This window comes from Veillonella sp. VA139 (genome assembly GCF_003992005.1).
Lineage (GTDB): Bacteria > Bacillota > Negativicutes > Veillonellales > Veillonellaceae > F0422.
This window is the reverse complement of sequence record NZ_RQVL01000004.1, coordinates 80,881-97,449: the sequence shown is the minus strand read 5'-3', so window position 1 is coordinate 97,449 and position 16,569 is coordinate 80,881. Positions and strand designations below refer to the sequence as shown.

General features: G+C 38.7%; 12 protein-coding genes and 1 pseudogene. 12 read left to right on the top strand and 1 reads right to left on the bottom strand.

Annotated elements, in window-relative coordinates; genetic code table 11:
- The first annotated feature begins 10 nt into the window (after window positions 1–10).
- The 9 genes from EO125_RS03320 (at window position 11) to EO125_RS03280 (ending at window position 9,631) form a co-directional block, all read left to right on the top strand.
- Window positions 11–802, top strand: coding sequence for a thiazole synthase (locus EO125_RS03320; RefSeq protein ID WP_370447285.1), 792 nt, complete (start codon window positions 11–13; stop codon window positions 800–802).
- Window positions 803–1,008: 206 nt separating this feature from the next.
- Window positions 1,009–2,148, top strand: coding sequence for a 2-iminoacetate synthase ThiH (gene thiH / locus EO125_RS03315; RefSeq protein ID WP_206168353.1), 1,140 nt, complete (start codon window positions 1,009–1,011; stop codon window positions 2,146–2,148).
- Complete coding sequence (locus EO125_RS03310; RefSeq protein ID WP_164726426.1) at window positions 2,135–2,962, top strand: thiamine phosphate synthase; 828 nt, start codon at window positions 2,135–2,137, stop codon at window positions 2,960–2,962. The genes thiH and EO125_RS03310 overlap by 14 nt, the downstream gene beginning before the upstream one ends.
- Before the next feature lie 31 nt (window positions 2,963–2,993).
- Complete coding sequence (locus EO125_RS03305) at window positions 2,994–3,932, top strand: glycosyltransferase family 2 protein (RefSeq protein WP_127147656.1); 939 nt, start codon at window positions 2,994–2,996, stop codon at window positions 3,930–3,932.
- A gap of 22 nt (window positions 3,933–3,954) precedes the next feature.
- Window positions 3,955–4,806, top strand: a complete 852-nt coding sequence (locus EO125_RS03300; RefSeq protein WP_127147655.1) for an NlpC/P60 family protein — start codon at window positions 3,955–3,957, stop codon at window positions 4,804–4,806.
- A gap of 75 nt (window positions 4,807–4,881) precedes the next feature.
- A complete protein-coding gene (locus EO125_RS03295; protein WP_127147654.1) occupies window positions 4,882–5,592 on the top strand; it encodes a metal ABC transporter ATP-binding protein in 711 nt (236 codons plus the stop codon).
- A 1-nt stretch (window position 5,593) separates the two neighbouring features.
- Window positions 5,594–6,397, top strand: a complete 804-nt coding sequence (locus tag EO125_RS03290; protein ID WP_127147653.1) for a metal ABC transporter permease — start codon at window positions 5,594–5,596, stop codon at window positions 6,395–6,397.
- A 91-nt stretch (window positions 6,398–6,488) separates the two neighbouring features.
- Window positions 6,489–9,095, top strand: coding sequence for a type I restriction-modification system subunit M (locus EO125_RS03285; RefSeq protein ID WP_127147652.1), 2,607 nt, complete (start codon window positions 6,489–6,491; stop codon window positions 9,093–9,095).
- A complete protein-coding gene (locus EO125_RS03280) occupies window positions 9,092–9,631 on the top strand; it encodes a restriction endonuclease subunit S (protein ID WP_127147651.1) in 540 nt (179 codons plus the stop codon). The genes EO125_RS03285 and EO125_RS03280 overlap by 4 nt, the downstream gene beginning before the upstream one ends.
- An 85-nt stretch (window positions 9,632–9,716) precedes the next feature.
- On the opposite strand, the gene EO125_RS03275 is transcribed toward EO125_RS03280, so the two are convergent.
- Complete coding sequence (locus EO125_RS03275) at window positions 9,717–10,640, bottom strand: site-specific integrase (protein ID WP_127147650.1); 924 nt, start codon at window positions 10,638–10,640, stop codon at window positions 9,717–9,719.
- A gap of 123 nt (window positions 10,641–10,763) precedes the next feature.
- Here EO125_RS03275 and EO125_RS10100 point away from each other — a divergent pair, with 123 nt between their 5' ends.
- The 3 genes and pseudogenes from EO125_RS10100 to alaS all read left to right on the top strand — a co-directional run bounded on the left by EO125_RS10100 (window position 10,764) and on the right by alaS (window position 16,557).
- Entirely contained in the window at window positions 10,764–11,900 is a 1,137-nt protein-coding gene (locus EO125_RS10100; protein ID WP_206168352.1) for a type I restriction endonuclease, read from the top strand.
- A 14-nt stretch (window positions 11,901–11,914) separates the two neighbouring features.
- A pseudogene (locus tag EO125_RS10095) lies at window positions 11,915–13,846 on the top strand (DEAD/DEAH box helicase family protein); the annotation flags it as partial.
- Window positions 13,847–13,947: 101 nt separating this feature from the next.
- Window positions 13,948–16,557 carry an alanine--tRNA ligase gene (gene alaS, locus EO125_RS03265; RefSeq protein ID WP_127147649.1) on the top strand — a complete coding sequence of 870 codons (2,610 nt, stop codon included), beginning with the start codon at window positions 13,948–13,950 and terminating at the stop codon, window positions 16,555–16,557.
- Window positions 16,558–16,569: the final 12 nt, after the last annotated feature.

Genomic DNA, 16,569 nt, shown 5'->3' with positions numbered 1-16,569 from the left:
GGAGGAACCTATGACACTTTCAGTGAAAGATATGGAAACACAAGATACATGGACCTTAGGGGGACATACATTACATTCTCGATTTATCTTGGGGTCGGGAAAATTTTCTATCGACTTAATTGAAGCAGTCCTAGAAGAAGCGGGCGCAGAAATGATTACCCTAGCATTGCGTCGTGCGGTAGGTGGAGAAGTGGAAAATATCCTAGATGCCATTCCAAAGGATACCATCTTAATCCCTAACACAAGTGGTGCTCGAGATGCGGAAGAAGCGGTGCGCATTGCGCGACTATCACGGGCCACAGGTTGTGGAGATTTTGTGAAAGTAGAAATCATGAAAGATTCAAAATATTTATTACCACATAATGGGGAGACCATTAAAGCTACAGAGATATTGGCAAAAGAAGGATTCATCGTATTGCCATACATGTATCCAGATTTAGAAGTGGCTCGTGATTTGGTGAATGCTGGAGCCGCTGCAGTGATGCCTTTGGCGGCGCCAATTGGATCTAATCGGGGATTGCAGACGAAGGAATTTATCAAAATTTTAGTGAACGAAATTGACTTGCCTATCATCGTAGATGCAGGTATTGGAGCTCCATCCCAAGCAGCAGAAGCTATGGAAATGGGCGTAGCTGCCATCATGGCAAATACTGCCGTAGCATCTGCGGGTCATATTCGAGGTATGGCGAAAGCATTTGGTTTAGCCATCCAAGCAGGACGATTAGCGTATTTGTCAAAATTGGGGCCAACCCTTGAAACAGGTGGTACAGCATCCTCTCCGTTAACCGGATTTTTACGGTAATATAAGGTGATATGTTACAGTTAGTGACAACTATAGTCCTATGTAAGATATACCTATGAACGAGCAAATGAACCTAAGAATTGATACTGAGTGAAAATATATGAAAATTGCCTCAGTGATAGATTGACAATATGAGGAAAGGAATAGCCATGTCTAGTACCACCAGATACCATATAGACGATCCCTGTTGGAAGTATCGTCCCCACATGGATCAAATTGAAAGTCCTATTTTAGAAACAGTGTTACAAGAACGTGAACAATATACGTACAATCACTATATAGCAGAGGATGTACGACGTGTATTGCAAGAAGATACCATTGATGTAGATGGTCTAAAAATTTTGCTATCTCCTGCAGCAGAACCATTTTTGGAAGAACTAGCAGAAAAAGCAAAGGCCGTACGAACACGATACTTTGGCAATTCTGTATATTTGTTTACACCGTTATATATTTCAAATTATTGCGATAACCTATGCGTGTATTGTGGCTTCAACTGTAAAAATCAGATCCATCGAGCGAAGTTAGATGAAGCAGGTATTGAAGAAGAGTTAAAAAACATTGCCAAAACAGGATTACAAGATATTTTAATTCTCACCGGTGAAAGTGAACGTCATAGTCCGATTTCCTACATTGGGCGTGCTTGTGAATTAGCAAAAAAATATTTCAAAGTAGTAGGCGTAGAAATTTACCCTGCCAATGTAGACGATTATGCGTACCTACGAGAATGTGGTTGCGATTATGTGACCGTATTCCAAGAAACGTATAATTGGGAAAACTACAAAACATTGCATTTGTTAGGTAATAAAAGTATCTTTCCCTATCGCTTAGAAACACAAGAAAGAGCCTTGCGAGGGGGCATGCGAGGAGTAGGTTTGGCAGCATTATTAGGGCTGGATGATTTCCGAAAAGATGCCTTTGCCACAGCCTTGCATGCTCATCTCCTACAACGTGCCTATCCCCATGGAGAAATTAGTATTTCTTGTCCGCGCCTACGCCCTATCGTTAATGATGACACCATCAATGCAGGGGACGTAGGAGAAGCACAATTGTTGCAAGTCATCTTGGCATATCGCTTATTCCTACCCTATGCAAATATTACGATTTCCACTAGAGAAACAGCCAGGTTCCGTAACGGGGTCCTACCATTAGCAGCGACGAAATTGTCAGCAGGTGTCAGCACAGGCATTGGGGAACATTCGTCGGAAGAAAAGAAACAAGAAGAAGGGGATGCGCAATTTGAAATTGCCGACAGTAGAACCGTAGCGGAAGCTATGGAAGATGTGAAAGCCTTAGGAATGCAAGTGGTGATGAGTGATTATATCGATGTGCTCTATGAAGAAAAATAACCCATCTATAGACACCTTAGTGTTGATTACAAATCGACAGCTACTGAAAGATGACATTAGCTTAGCAACATATGGTGTAGTACTGTCTAGAGGGATAGAAAGACTAGAAAAGTATGGCAAGCATTGTATTAATCATACAGAAGAAAGCAGTTTAACGTATAATATACGTAGAGCATATAGATCTACAGTAAAAGCGAATCTTCATAGCACTAGATTGCCTGATGCGAGGGCAGATAGTGATGAACCAGACAACTGGATGAGAAATCACAGTAGTCTATATACACTATGCCGTGACACAGACTTACCCTTTGAGGAGTATCTCCATCTCTGCGATACTATAGGGAGTACCGTGGTATACCATGGAAAAGCAATCACTACCCGAATGCAGCTAGAGACTATCTTACACAGACAACCACGCATCCATATGCCTACAAATCTAATACGCCATTGGCAATCTGAACAAGAAGAACTATGGATTACCTTGCAACAACATTTTCAGAACATAACTTTGTGGAGCACCGTTCACAACGAAGATGACATCAAGTTGTTAGCATCCCTAGGAATCCCTAATTTGGAGTACGTCTTAATCAGCCCCATCTTTCCCACACCATGCAAAACAGGACACCCCGGCATCGGAGTCAAGCGTGGACAAAATCTGTTGACACAAATTCAGACACATTACCCACAAGTACAAGGCATTGCTTTAGGTGGCATACACGAGCACAATTATCAACAATGCCTGCAACATTCTTTCAATGGCGTAGCTATTATGTCTGATTTCATGAAGTTTGCAAAAGCGTCCTCAATCCTGTAAAATAGATAGGTAAAGATCATAAGGAGGAGCTATGTTACTGTCAATTGTTGTTCCCGTGTATAATGAGGAAGATAATATTCAAAAATTTTATACAACAGTCAAAGATGTATTGCAAAGTCTTGACTATGACCATGAAATTATTTTCGTCGATGATGGGTCCAGCGATGATAGTGCAGACATGCTTCGATATATTGGACATCAAGATCCAAAGGTAAAAGTGTTGTTGTTGGCACGTAACTTCGGTCATCAATTAGCCTTAACCTGTGGACTAGATTATGCCCAAGGTGATGCGGTCATCACCATGGATGGAGATATGCAACATCCACCAGAGTTGATTCCAGAACTAGTTAAACATTGGGAATCTGGTGCAGATGTAGTGCGTACCATTCGCGATTCCACAGAAGATGCTAGTTGGGCAAAAGCGTTTACATCGAAATACTATTACAAAGTGCTTAACAAATTAGCCAATGTCCCTATTGTGGAAGGCGGTTCTGATTTCCGCTTGATGAATCGTAAATCTTTGGAAACATTGAAATCCTTCCGGGAACATGGTAGATTTTTGCGAGGTATCGTAGGCGACTTAGGGTTCGTGCAACATGAATTTCACTTCGTAGCACCCCCACGCTTTGCAGGTACTTCTAAATTTAGTGTCAAGAAAATGATGCGCTTTGCTTTAGATGGCATTACAGCATTTTCTAGAGTGCCCTTGCGGTTAGCCTTATATATCGGCTTGCTATGCGGACTGCTGAGCCTAATTATGATCGGACACATATTGTTTGTTCACTTCTTCTCTGACAATGTTATCAGTGGTTGGTCTACCCTAGGGGTAGCTATCTTCTTCCTAGGTGGCGTACAACTGGTAGGCATTGGTATCATCGGAGAATATGTGGGACGAATTTTTGAAGAGGTTAAACAACGACCGTTATATTGGGTGAAAGACACCATAAACTGTCACATAGAAGACAAATAATCGTATATAAGAGAGGAGTCCTATGACGAGTAAAAAGAAACAATACCTGGCGGTTGCTCTATTAGTAGGCTTTTTAGGTACTAGCGTACAAGGTGCTTATCAATATGGTGATGCAGGCAAGGAAATTCTTGGTATTCAAAAGAAACTCATCGCTGCTGGTTATCAAGCTAGAGAGACTAGCGAATATGATGCAAATACAAAATGGGCTGTTAGATTATTCCAAAAGGATCATGGATTAACAGTGGATGGTATACTAGGGGCAGAGACCTATAAAAAATTAATGGGGAAATCTTTGCCAACGGTGACAAAAACAGTATCTAAAAAGAAAGCCATTTCTGAAAAAGATGCACTTCTATTGTCTCATATCGATCCGAGTAGATCCACAGAGTCTACAGCGATTACCTCTACTTTGAAGCATAAAAAAGGAAAAGCTACACCGAAAGGGCTGACTTTCAAAAAGAAAGGTAAAACATACAAAGGATTAGACATTGGACATCAACACGTGTCTGGCAATGTGAAAGAGGTGTTAACTTATGCCCATACGTTCACGGGCGTGCCTTATAAATTTGGTGGTACTACGCCAGAAGGCTTCGACTGTTCTGGATATATTAGCCATGTATTCAAAAAAATAGGCTATGATATGCCACGCCAAGCGGACGAACAGTTCAGGGTAGGCAAAAAAGTAGAAAAAAGTAATCTACAACCAGGTGATTTAGTGTTCTTTGAAACCTATGAACCAGGGATTTCCCATTCTGGTATTTATATCGGAGATGGGCAATTCATTAGTGCCACATCGAGTAGTGGCGTAGCCGTGGCTGATATTGATGACAGCTATTGGGGACCGCGCTACAGAGGGGCAAAACGCGTACTATAACATACAAGCTGTAATGCTATTGTCATTACAGCTTTTACCATATCTGCGATAACTAGAAATATAAAGGAGTTAACTATGACGCACGCAGGCATTCATATACAAGATGTACAATTTTCCTATGGGTCGCAGCTGATTATCCATAATATGACCATCACCATTCCCAAAGGTGAGTTTGTGTTGGTGGTCGGCCCTAATGGGTCAGGTAAGACCACGTGGCTTCGTATGGTAGCAGGATTACTGGAACCGACCTCTGGACGTCTTTGCTTAGATGGCATAAGTCCGAAAGAGGCACAGATGAAAGGTCTTATTCACTTGGTACCGCAAATTTATAACAAAAATGCAGCACAATTCCCAGCCACCGTAGAAGAGGTAGTGGGACTTGCATTATTTCATGTGCCGAAGGCAGATAGAAAAGGACGCATCTTGGATGCGTTGGAATTGGTGGGCATGCAAGATTTCTTGAAACGCCGCATCGGCGAGCTCAGCGGAGGTCAACAGCAACGTGTCATGTTAGCACAGGCCTTAGCACGGAAACCAAACTATATTTTGTTGGATGAACCGACCAGCGGCATTGATTATGAAACAAGTAAAAAAATTTATGACGTGTTACGTTCTCTAAAAAAAGAAAATATCACCGTCATCATGGTCACCCATGATGTGACGGAAGCCATGGAAGTGGCAGATACAATTTTATGTGTGGATGGACATGCTTGTTACTACGGACCTTGTAAAGGCTTTATGGACAGTCATCAAGGCTCTCGTTTGGCATGGCATTTAGGAGGTTAAGATGGATATTTTATCCTATACATTTATGCAACGTGCCTTTTTAGCGGGGCTCATTGTGGCGCTCATGTGCCCTTTAATCGGTATGTTCATCGTCATCAAACGGCAATCCATGCTTGGCGATGGCTTAGGACATATTGCCTTTGCTGGTGTGACGGGGGCATCCTTACTGAAAGTCTACCCTCCATTGGGTGCGGTGGTGTTGACCGTGCTGTCCGCCATGGGCATAGAACTAGTACGTCGCTATCAAAAACAATACGCCGATATGATTATGGCGCTATTCTTTTATGCAGGCTTAGCCCTAGCTATTGTATTTTCCACACTGGTAAAAATGCCAAGTACAGGACTATTGAACTTTTTATTCGGTAGTATTTTGACGGTAACTATGACAGATATTTATGGTATTGGTACTGTGGCGATCGTGGTGGGCATCATCATGAAATTCGTGTATCACTCCTTGATGCTTACTTCTTTTGATGAAGAGATTGCTCGTACCGTGGGCATCAATGTGAACCGTGTGAACATGATCTTTGCTGTCTTAACAGCCTTGGTCGTTGTCATGGGGATGACTGTGGTGGGCATTCTATTAATTAGTGCATTGATGATAGTACCAGTGGCATCCGCCCATTTATGGAAACGAGGTTTTAAAGAAACATGGGGCATCGCTACAGTATATTCAGTGTTATCCGTCATCGGTGGACTCTGTAGTGCCTTTTGGCTAGACTTTGCACCAGGGGGGACCATCGTGTTGACAGCTATTGGGCTGTATGTGGTGACATTCTTAGTGAATTTGGTGAAGTGCAGATAGCAATTATATATAAATTTTGTAAAAGCAGCCTTGATGGCTGCTTTTATGCTATACTGAATATATACAGAAATGTTTCGTAAGGAGTATAAACATGAAAACATCGGAAGAGATAAAACGTATATTATGGGAAGGTGCTAATGAATTACGTGGTTCAATGGATGCCAGTAAATATAAGGACTATATGTTGGGGCTGATGTTCTATAAATTTTTAAGTGATAGAACATTAGATTATTTTAGAAAATTTGCAGAACTAGGTGAGGTACCACAAGAAAAGGTAGTAGAAGAATACACAGCTTGTTTTGAAAATGATGAATATAAAGATCTGTTTATAGAAAATATCAAAACTACCTTAGGCTATGTCATTCAACCAAATTGTTTGTACCAAACATGGTTACAAAAAATTGAAGATAATACCTTTGAAGTAGATGATGTAAGCAATAGTTTAAGTGAATTTGAACGATTAATTGTAGGCACAAAAGATGTAAATGATTTCAAAGGACTATTTTCATCATCAATTATTGACGTCAGCAATACAGCATTAGGCGAGGATTTAAATAAGCGAAGTAAAAATATTAAGAGCTTAATCTCTTTATTTTCTGATTTAGATATGATTAGCCTGCAAAATGGTGATGTATTAGGGGATACCTATGAATACTTAATCGGTATGTTTGCCTCAGATGCAGGAAAAAAAGCAGGCGAGTTCTATACGCCAAGACAAGTTAGTGAGGTTATGGCACAAATTGTGGCAAAGTCTACAGAGTTTCACAAATCTCATCCATCTATTTATGACCCTACAGTAGGGTCGGCTTCATTATTGTTGACGGTGCGTAAACATTTGGATGGTGATGTGCAAGACGATTTGCACTATTATGGACAGGAATTTAATACGGAGACATACAATTTAACACGTATGAATTTGTTATTACATGGCATTCGTCCAGAAAAAATGACAATCAAAAACGGTAACACCTTAGCACAAGATTGGCCAGAAGATCCTGAAAGACCTAATGAGGGGGTTCAGTTCGATATTGTTGTTATGAATCCACCCTATTCTGATAAAAAATGGAATTCTAGAGAAGATATCCCTTTGAAAGTAAATGATCCTAGATTTGCTGATTTTGGTGTGTTGCCACCTAGCTCAAAAGGTGATTTTGCCTATTTAATGCATGGATTATACCATTTGGGACAAAAAGGTACGATGGCCATTGTTTTGCCACATGGGGTATTATTCAGAGGTGGTGCAGAAGCTGAAATCCGTAAACGGTTAGTAGATAAAAATCAAATTGATGCGATTATCGGATTACCGTCAAACCTATTTACCAATACGGGGATACCAGTATGTATTATTATATTGAAGAAAAACCGTACATTAGGGGAACCAATACAAATTATTGATGCATCTAAAAACTTTGTGAAAGTAGGAAAGAATAATGTGTTGCAAGAAAAAGATATTGCAAAAATTGTTGATGCCTGCATATATAAAACTGAGATAGCAGGATATAGTCATGTAACTACTATAGATGAAATTAAAAAGAATGAATATAATCTTAATATTCCAAGATATGTAGAGGATGTGAATAAGGATATCCCACAAGATGTGGAAGCTCATGTATATGGGGGGATCCTATATAAAAATCTTGAAGGATTAACATTGTTAAATCAATTAGCAAAAGATACCTTGGAAAGTTCTTATAAAGAAATTAGAGCTGGTTATATTGATTTTGTGAAACCTACAGAAGAGATAAGTCGAGACATTTTTGAAAATAAAAATGTGCAAGCCTTATTTAATAATTTGCATGATAGCCTACAAGAATATATTCAAAAATGGTGGAAGCAATTATTACATAGTAACAGCGATAAAAATTTAGTGCATGTGAAAGAAACCATGCTGTATGATATGAAAGAGTTACTAAAACGCGTAGGTGTTGTCGATCCCTATGAAGGGTATCAAATCATTGCTGAACTATGGAAAACAACATTGACACATGATTTAGAATGTATCCTCGAAAAAGGATTCTATGAAGGTGCGAAATTAACTAAGCCAAATATGGTGAAAAAGACGAAGAATAAAAAAACATATATGGTTCAAGAAGGCTGGATAGGAGAAGTGATTCCTAATGAGTTATTATCTAAAACATTGTTTAGCGCTGAAAGAGAGCATTTAAATTCTATTAAATCGCAGTTGGATAGGAACATAGATGCATTAAATGAAGCCATAGATAAAGCCTTAGAGGAAGGAACGCTTGAGTATGACGTTCTATATGAATGCCTTGAAAAAGAGGTAACAGGAGAAGCAAAACGGAAGTTTGTAAAGAAACATATAACAAATGAGCTAAAAAACTATGAAAAAAATAGTGAAGAATATGTATTATTAAAAGAAACAGAGGCAATATTAGAGCAAAAATCATCTATAGATAAAATATATAAAGAAGCTGAAGTAGAACTAAATAATTTAGTATCTAATAAATTTAGTCAGTTAACAAATGCAGAAATTGAACATCTTGTATATTGTAAATGGTTCGATGGTATAGAAGAGGCATTTACGAAGATATTAAAAAATTCGATTCAATCTGAGATCGATGTGATTGCTATGTTACGGGAACGTTATGAAGATACATTACAAGATATGGATGAAGAAATTGCTCGTCTAGAAGAAAGTTTAGAAACTTTATTACAAGATCTGGTGGTGATAGAATGAGTGATGAAAAAAAACTACCAAAACGTCGTTTCAAACAGTTTTTAAATACGCCATCTTGGGAACAGCGTAAGTTGGGGGATGTTGTTGAACGAGTATCATGTACAAGCGAAGATTCTGAAATACCTCAAGTAGAGTATGAAGATATAATTTCTGGAGAAGGTAGGCTAAATAAAGATATCACTAAAAAGCTAAGTAATAAAAAAGGAATATTATTTAGAAAAGGGGATGTTTTATACGGAAAGTTAAGACCATATCTAAAAAACTGGTTATTACCAGAGTTTTCGGGAAAAGCTATAGGGGACTTTTGGGTGTTAAGATCAGAAAAGGTAGAAAGTAGTTTTTTGTATAATCTTATACAAAGTAAAAGGTTTGAGCTAGCGTCAAACCAATCCATTGGAACTAAAATGCCAAGGGCTGATTGGAATTTAGTGGCAAATACAGAGTATCTGATACCTGTAAGTATAGAGGAACAAATTAGTATTGGTAAAATATTTAAGCTATTAAATGATTCTATCACCCTTCATCAGCATAAGTGAAGATTTTGATAATGAAATGTTGTGATATGTATCATATATATAATGACTGCCTTAGTTAGATAAATATCTCTAGGCCAATGATAATCTAGGTTAAACTAGATAGAGAACGCATTACAATGTCGATATCTCTATTTTCTAGTTCTTGGATGATGTGTAAATACGTTTTTTGAGTTGTATTAATGCTGGCATGTCCTAATCTTCTAGCAACGCTTGCGATGGAAACACCTGCAAATAAGAGAAGTGATGCATGTGTGTGTCGTAACCCGTGAATAGAAATGATAGGAAGGTTCAATTGTTTACAGTGCCGTGCGAGGATATCATTGACAGTTGAATTAAAGACTCGTCCATGAACAAAAATCGGTTTATCAGCTGGTAATCCTTTAATTAATTCAGAGAATTGCATGATGGTATACCAATCCAATTGGACTTTTCTAACTGATGAGGCGTTCTTCGTGGGTTGAAAACCAGTACTTTCTTTGTAATCCCAAGTTTTATTAATGTGCAGGGTTTGGTGTGAAAAGTCAAAGTCTTCTGGCGTAATACCGAGTGCTTCTGAAAATCGAATCCCAGTTTTAGCAATTAATAAAATCAGCCAGTCCCAATTTAATGAATCTTGGAGATTGAGACTTGACAATAAAGTATGTAATTCAAATTGATTCAGATATTTAATTTTTTTAGGACGAGGTGTTTTACCTTTGATGATGGCTTTTCTTGTAGGATCACGATCGATGTACCCATCGTCAACAGCATCAAGAATAGCAGCTTTCAGTTGATGATGAAAGTCCATCGTTGTTTGGCGTTCATGAGATTGAGCAAATGCATTTAATAATTGTTGATAGGCCGTGCGTGTCATGTCACAGACGCGTAATGTGGGAATTAAAGTGCGCAACCAATATAATGTAATGCGATATTTTTTTAAAGTTACTTCTCGAATGGCTCCTTCTTTATATGTGATAATCCACTTTTCGTAATAATCACAAAACAGTTCTTCTTTATGGTGAGAAATCATACTAACTCCTTTTAGAAAAGTGGCCTAGAGATATATTTATTCTATACTACGAAGGTAAATAGGTATAATTTGTTATAGTTATGATTAATTAAGGTATAAACCTGTGTTAACAAGGAGATAATTATGGCTCGCAGAGAAAAAAGTTACTCAGAAAGGTTGTTTCAAGAAAAATTTGTAAAGCGTATGGAACAATACAAGTGGGAAGCGCCAGAGGAATTAAATGGTAATAAAAGAAGAGTGACGGTAGATGACTTAATTAATAATTGGAGACAAGAGTTAAATCGTCTTAATGCAGATAAGTTAGACGGTGTTCCTTTAACCGATAATGAGTTCAAGCAAGTGATGACGAGGGTTAATCAAATCTCTAATAGTTTTGAAGCTGCCAAATTACTTTCAGCGGAAGCAGGAAAAGGAAAAATAGATGGCATTATCCGTGATGTCAGTGATAGACCAGGAAATCACAAACTCACATTGACAATCTTTAAAAAAGAAGAGGTCAGTGGCGGTGATTCTAGTTATAAAATTGCGAGAGAAGTATGGGGGCATTCGAAAGACCATCGATTTGATATAGTTCTGCTTATCAATGGATTGCCATTAATCAATATTGAACAAAAACGAAGTGATCAATCTATGGAAGAAGCATTTTATCAATTTCAACGATATTATGCAAAAAATGAATTTGTCAATAATTTTATGGCATTCTCTCAAATGATGATTGTCATGAGTGAAGTGAATACGCAGTATTTTGCCACTCCAAAGTCAGTGGATGCATTCAATCCTAGTTTTCTCTTTAATTGGTCATATGATGGAAAAACTGCATATGGCAAGTGCAATGAAAAGATGACTTCTTGGGAAGATATTGTGGATAATTTTTTGATGATTCCTATGGCTCACCAAATGGTGGGGGATTTTGTAATCATTGATAATGCCAAATTAGCAGAAGAACAACGACATATGTTAATGAGACCGTATCAAGTCTTTGCGTTACAAGCTATTAGGGGTGTTGCCATTGATAAAGCTAATGGAAAATATAAAGGTAATGGTGGCTATATATGGCATACCACTGGTTCTGGTAAAACAGTAACCGCATTTAAAACGGCACAATTTTTATCAACCCAATCTGGATATGATAAGGTTATATTTTTAGTGGACCGGAAAGAGCTAGATGCTCGGACGATAGATCGTTTTAAGGCATTTGCTATGTATGAGGGAGTCAATGTAGATGAAACACAGTATAGCGGTGATATAAAAAATTTTTAGAGTCAAAATTAAGTAAAATTATCGTTACCACAATCTTTAAGCTACATAACTTAATAAAAGTATTGCAAGAGAATCAAGATGATTCCTTGAGGGATAAACATTTTGTATTTATTGTTGATGAAGCCCATCGAACAACTATGGGAGATATGATGGGCAGTATAATAAGCTATTTTAAGAAAAACAGTTTATTCTTTGGGTTTACTGGCACTCCTTTATTTGATGAAAATAAGGTGCAAGGAAAAATTGATGAGAATAATAAAAGGATAAGTACTACAGAGCACTTATTTGGACCTTGTCTGCATACATACACTATAGATGAGGCAATTTCAGATCACAATGTGTTAGGCTTTCATGTGGAATATATTAATACAGGCGAGTTTACAAGTTATGACTCTTTGCGAGAAAAAATAGTGGAACATATGTTGAACAAAGAGGAAGATTCTAAGCCTACCAAAGTGAAACAATTAGTCAATAGTTGGGATGAAACAAGGGTTGAAATAGAGGCTAGAGACCGAAAGATATTGCTTTATCAAGATGAAGTACATATTCCTCGTGTGGTGTCTGATATCATACAAAATTGGGAAAATCAGTCCCGTGAAAAATACTTTAATGCTATTCTGACCGTAGCTGAGAAAAAACGTGCTATTGCCTATTATTTAGAGTTTAAAAAACAATTGCATGACAAGAATGTTGAATTAAATGTAGCAGTTACCTTTAGTCCAGCTGGGGAGAATCAAAAGGAATTTTTAGAAGAGCAAGCGTTCATCGGTAAAACCTATGAAGATTATGCAGCTTTTACGGGGATTAGTTTTAATGTGAATGATATGGGTTATGATGAATCAGCCTATTATGATGATCTTACGGAGCGAGGGACTAGAGGTGGTAGCGGTAGAAATCCTAAGAATATCGATTTAATTATCGTAGCAGAACGATTACTAACTGGGTATGATTCTAAATATTTAAATACACTGTATGTAGATAGAGAACTGGAATTACAGAAGTTAATTCAAGCTTATTCCAGAACGAATCGAATCTATGGGGAAGACAAAGAATTTGGTAGTATAATTAATTTTAAGTTTCCTCGAATCTCGGAATATAATGTGAATGAGGCTTTAAAGTTATATGGTAGTGGTGGAGAGAGTAGTTCGGTAATTATGCCCTATTATGATGAGGCCGTGCGACAATTACATGCAGCTATGATAGCCTTGAAAGCAGTATTAAAAGACCCTACACGATGGGGAGCGTTCTGTCGTGATGATGAGATGAAAGAGACTTTTAAAGTAGCCTATAAGCATGCGAAAAAACAACTAAGATTTGTTCAGCAATATTATGCGTACGCATGGAATCCAGAAACCTTTGGAATGAGTGAAACGACTTGGAAACAGTATGTAGGCGCTTATAGAAACTTATTCCCTGGTGACCATGATGAGGATAAGGAAGTTCCTATCAGACCATTAGAAAGAGAAAGCACAATAGTAGGAGTACAAGATATTGATGCATCATATATATTAAGTCTTATCAAGGAGACTGCTAATGGGGAAATACCAGATATCATTGAGGAAAAAATAGAAGAATTTAGTAATTTGGGTCATTATGAAGAAGCACAGTTGTTGCGAGAGTTTATATATACGGAATATGAAAAGTATAGTCAATTAAGCTCAGAAGAAAAGTTAGATGCCTTTTATGCATGGAAAGAGCAAAAGAGAGATACAGAGATACATGACTATGCAGTAAAATATGGTGTAAATTTTGCAGTTCTAAAAAAGGTGTATGATAAATATTCTTTAAAAGAACCTGAAGTTATTCCTAATAAGGAAGAATTGGATAACTCTATTAACTTCGAGAGTGCAATAGAACAGGTCTATGAGAACGCTTTCGTTCATAAACTTAAGTTTAGTCAAAATCTAGGCATGTGGCTTAGGGAGATGAAGCAACGATATAATTAATCTAGCAATAGTGCTTATACGTCAATGACCTCACCTAAATGCATACTTTCATCAAAATCTATGATATAATAAAAGCAATAGACAATTTTAGGAGGGAAACCATGACAGGAAATGAATTACGCCAAGCGTATTTGAATTTTTTTGAAAGTAAAGGACATTTAAAGCAAGAGAGTTATTCTCTTGTTCCAGATAACGACCCATCTTTGTTATTAATCGGTGCTGGTATGGCGCCTTTGAAACCATTTTTTACAGGTAAATTGGTGCCACCTTGTACACGTATTACGACGAGTCAAAAGTCAATTCGTACCGGTGATATTGAAAACGTAGGACGTACAGCACGTCACCATACATTCTTTGAAATGTTGGGGAACTTCTCTTTTGGTGATTATTTCAAAAAAGAAGCCATCCATTGGGCATGGGAATTTTTAACAGAAGTCATCAAATTAGATAAAGAGAAATTATACGTTACTGTATATCCAGATGACCAAGAAGCCTACGATACATGGCATAATGAAATTGGCTTGCCAGAAGACCATATCAGCCGTTTAGAAGATAATTTCTGGGAAATTGGCGAAGGTCCATGTGGTCCAGATAGCGAGATTTTCTTTGACTTAGGGCCAGAACGTGGTTGCGACGATCCGAATTGTGCACCAGGTTGTGATTGTGACCGTTTCCTTGAAATTTGGAATCTTGTATTTACGCAATTCAACCGTACTGCAGAAGGTACGTATGAACCATTGGCTAAGAAAAATATTGATACCGGCGCTGGTTTAGAACGTTTGGCATCTGTACTACAAAACAAAGAAAGCAACTTTGAAACAGATTTGATTTTCCCAATCATCGAAGCCACAGAGAAAAAAGCAGGTGTTACGTATCATACAGATGCGAATACAGATGTTTCTTTGAAAGTTATCGCTGACCATATTCGTGCTATTGTGGCATTGATTGCAGATGGTGTGTTACCATCTAATGAAGGCCGTGGCTATGTGCTTCGCCGTATTTTGCGCCGCGCTGTTCGCCATGGTCGCCTATTAGGCATTCAAGGACCATTTTTGGTACCATTAGTAGATATCGTAGTAGATATCTTGGGCGGAGCTATCTCTAACATCGTGGAAAAACAAGACTTTGTAAAACGTGTTGTGGCGAACGAAGAAGAGCGCTTTAACCAAACGCTAGCATCTGGCCTTGATATGTTAAGCCAATTGTTGGATACATTGAAAGCTGAGGGCACTACCACTGTACCAGGTCAAGACGTGTTCAAATTATATGATACATACGGGTTCCCTTGGGAATTGACAGAAGAAATCGCTCACGAAGCAGGTTTCACTATCGACCAAGCCGGTTTTGAAAGCGCTATGAACGAGCAACGTACTCGTGCTCGTGAGGCTCGTGAAGATGTAGATGCAAAAGTGGCAACTCCAGACATTACGCATTTATCTAATGAACATATTTCTGATGATGAAAGCGCTACAGCATCCACTGTATTATTAATCGGTGAAGGTGCGAAAGCTATCGACCGTGCCGAAGATGGTCAAGATGTGACGATCATCGTAAAAACAACTCCATTCCATGCAGAGGGAGGCGGACAATTAGGTGATACAGGTTTCATCGTTGGCCCATTGGGTAAAGTAGAAGTACATACAGCGAAAAAATTACCAGAAGGCACTACGTACCATGTAGGTACCGTGGTAGAAGGTAGCATTTCTGTGAACGACGAAGTAACCTTTGCAGTGGATGTAGAACGCCGTCAACATATGGCACGCAATCATACAGCAACGCACTTATTGCATGCTGCCTTACGTTCTGTATTGGGTACGCATGTGAACCAAGCAGGTTCCTTAGTAACACCTGACTATTTGCGTTTTGACTTTACACATTTCTCCCCTGTGACAGCAGAAGAATTGCAAACCATTACAAACATGGTGAATGAGCAAATTCTTCGTGCTTCCACGTTGGAAGTAGAAACTATGTCCATTGATGCAGCAAAAGCAAAAGGTGCGATGGCATTGTTTGGTGAAAAATATGGTTCCGAAGTGCGTGTTGTATCTGTGCCGGAATTTTCTATCGAATTGTGTGGTGGTTCTCACGTAGAAAATACAGGCTTTATCGGTCAATTCCGTATCACTTCTGAAGGTGGTATCGGTTCCGGTGTACGCCGTATCGAAGCGGTCACAGGTAAAGCAGCTCTTGCCTTAGCACAACAAGAAGAACAAACAGTAAAATCTGTAGCCTCTCTTGTGAAAGCGAAACCACAAGACGTGGTAGGCAAAGTACAGCAAGTGCTTGACCATGCGAAAGCCGTAGAGCGTGAACTAGAGCAAGTGAAAAAAGAATTGAACAGCGGTAATCTTGATGGTGTCTTAGCTGGTCAATTCACAGTAGGCGATGTGACAGCTGTAGTTGCGTCTGTACCAGTATCTGATATGGGCGAATTGCGTGACATGGCAGATATGGTTCGTGACAAAATCGGATCTGGCGTAGTATTATTAGGTGCAGCTGGTGGCGATAAAGTAAACTTTGTCTGCATGGCTACAAAAGACGTAGTGGGCAAAGGTATCCATTGTGGTAACATCGTAAAAGCAGCAGCGCAAGCAGCTGGTGGCAATGGCGGTGGTCGTCCAGATATGGCGCAAGCTGGTGGTAAAGATCCAGCAGCTATGGACCAAGCCTTAGCAGCAGGTAAAGAAACGATCCAATCCATGGTTGGATAAGTTTACGATAGA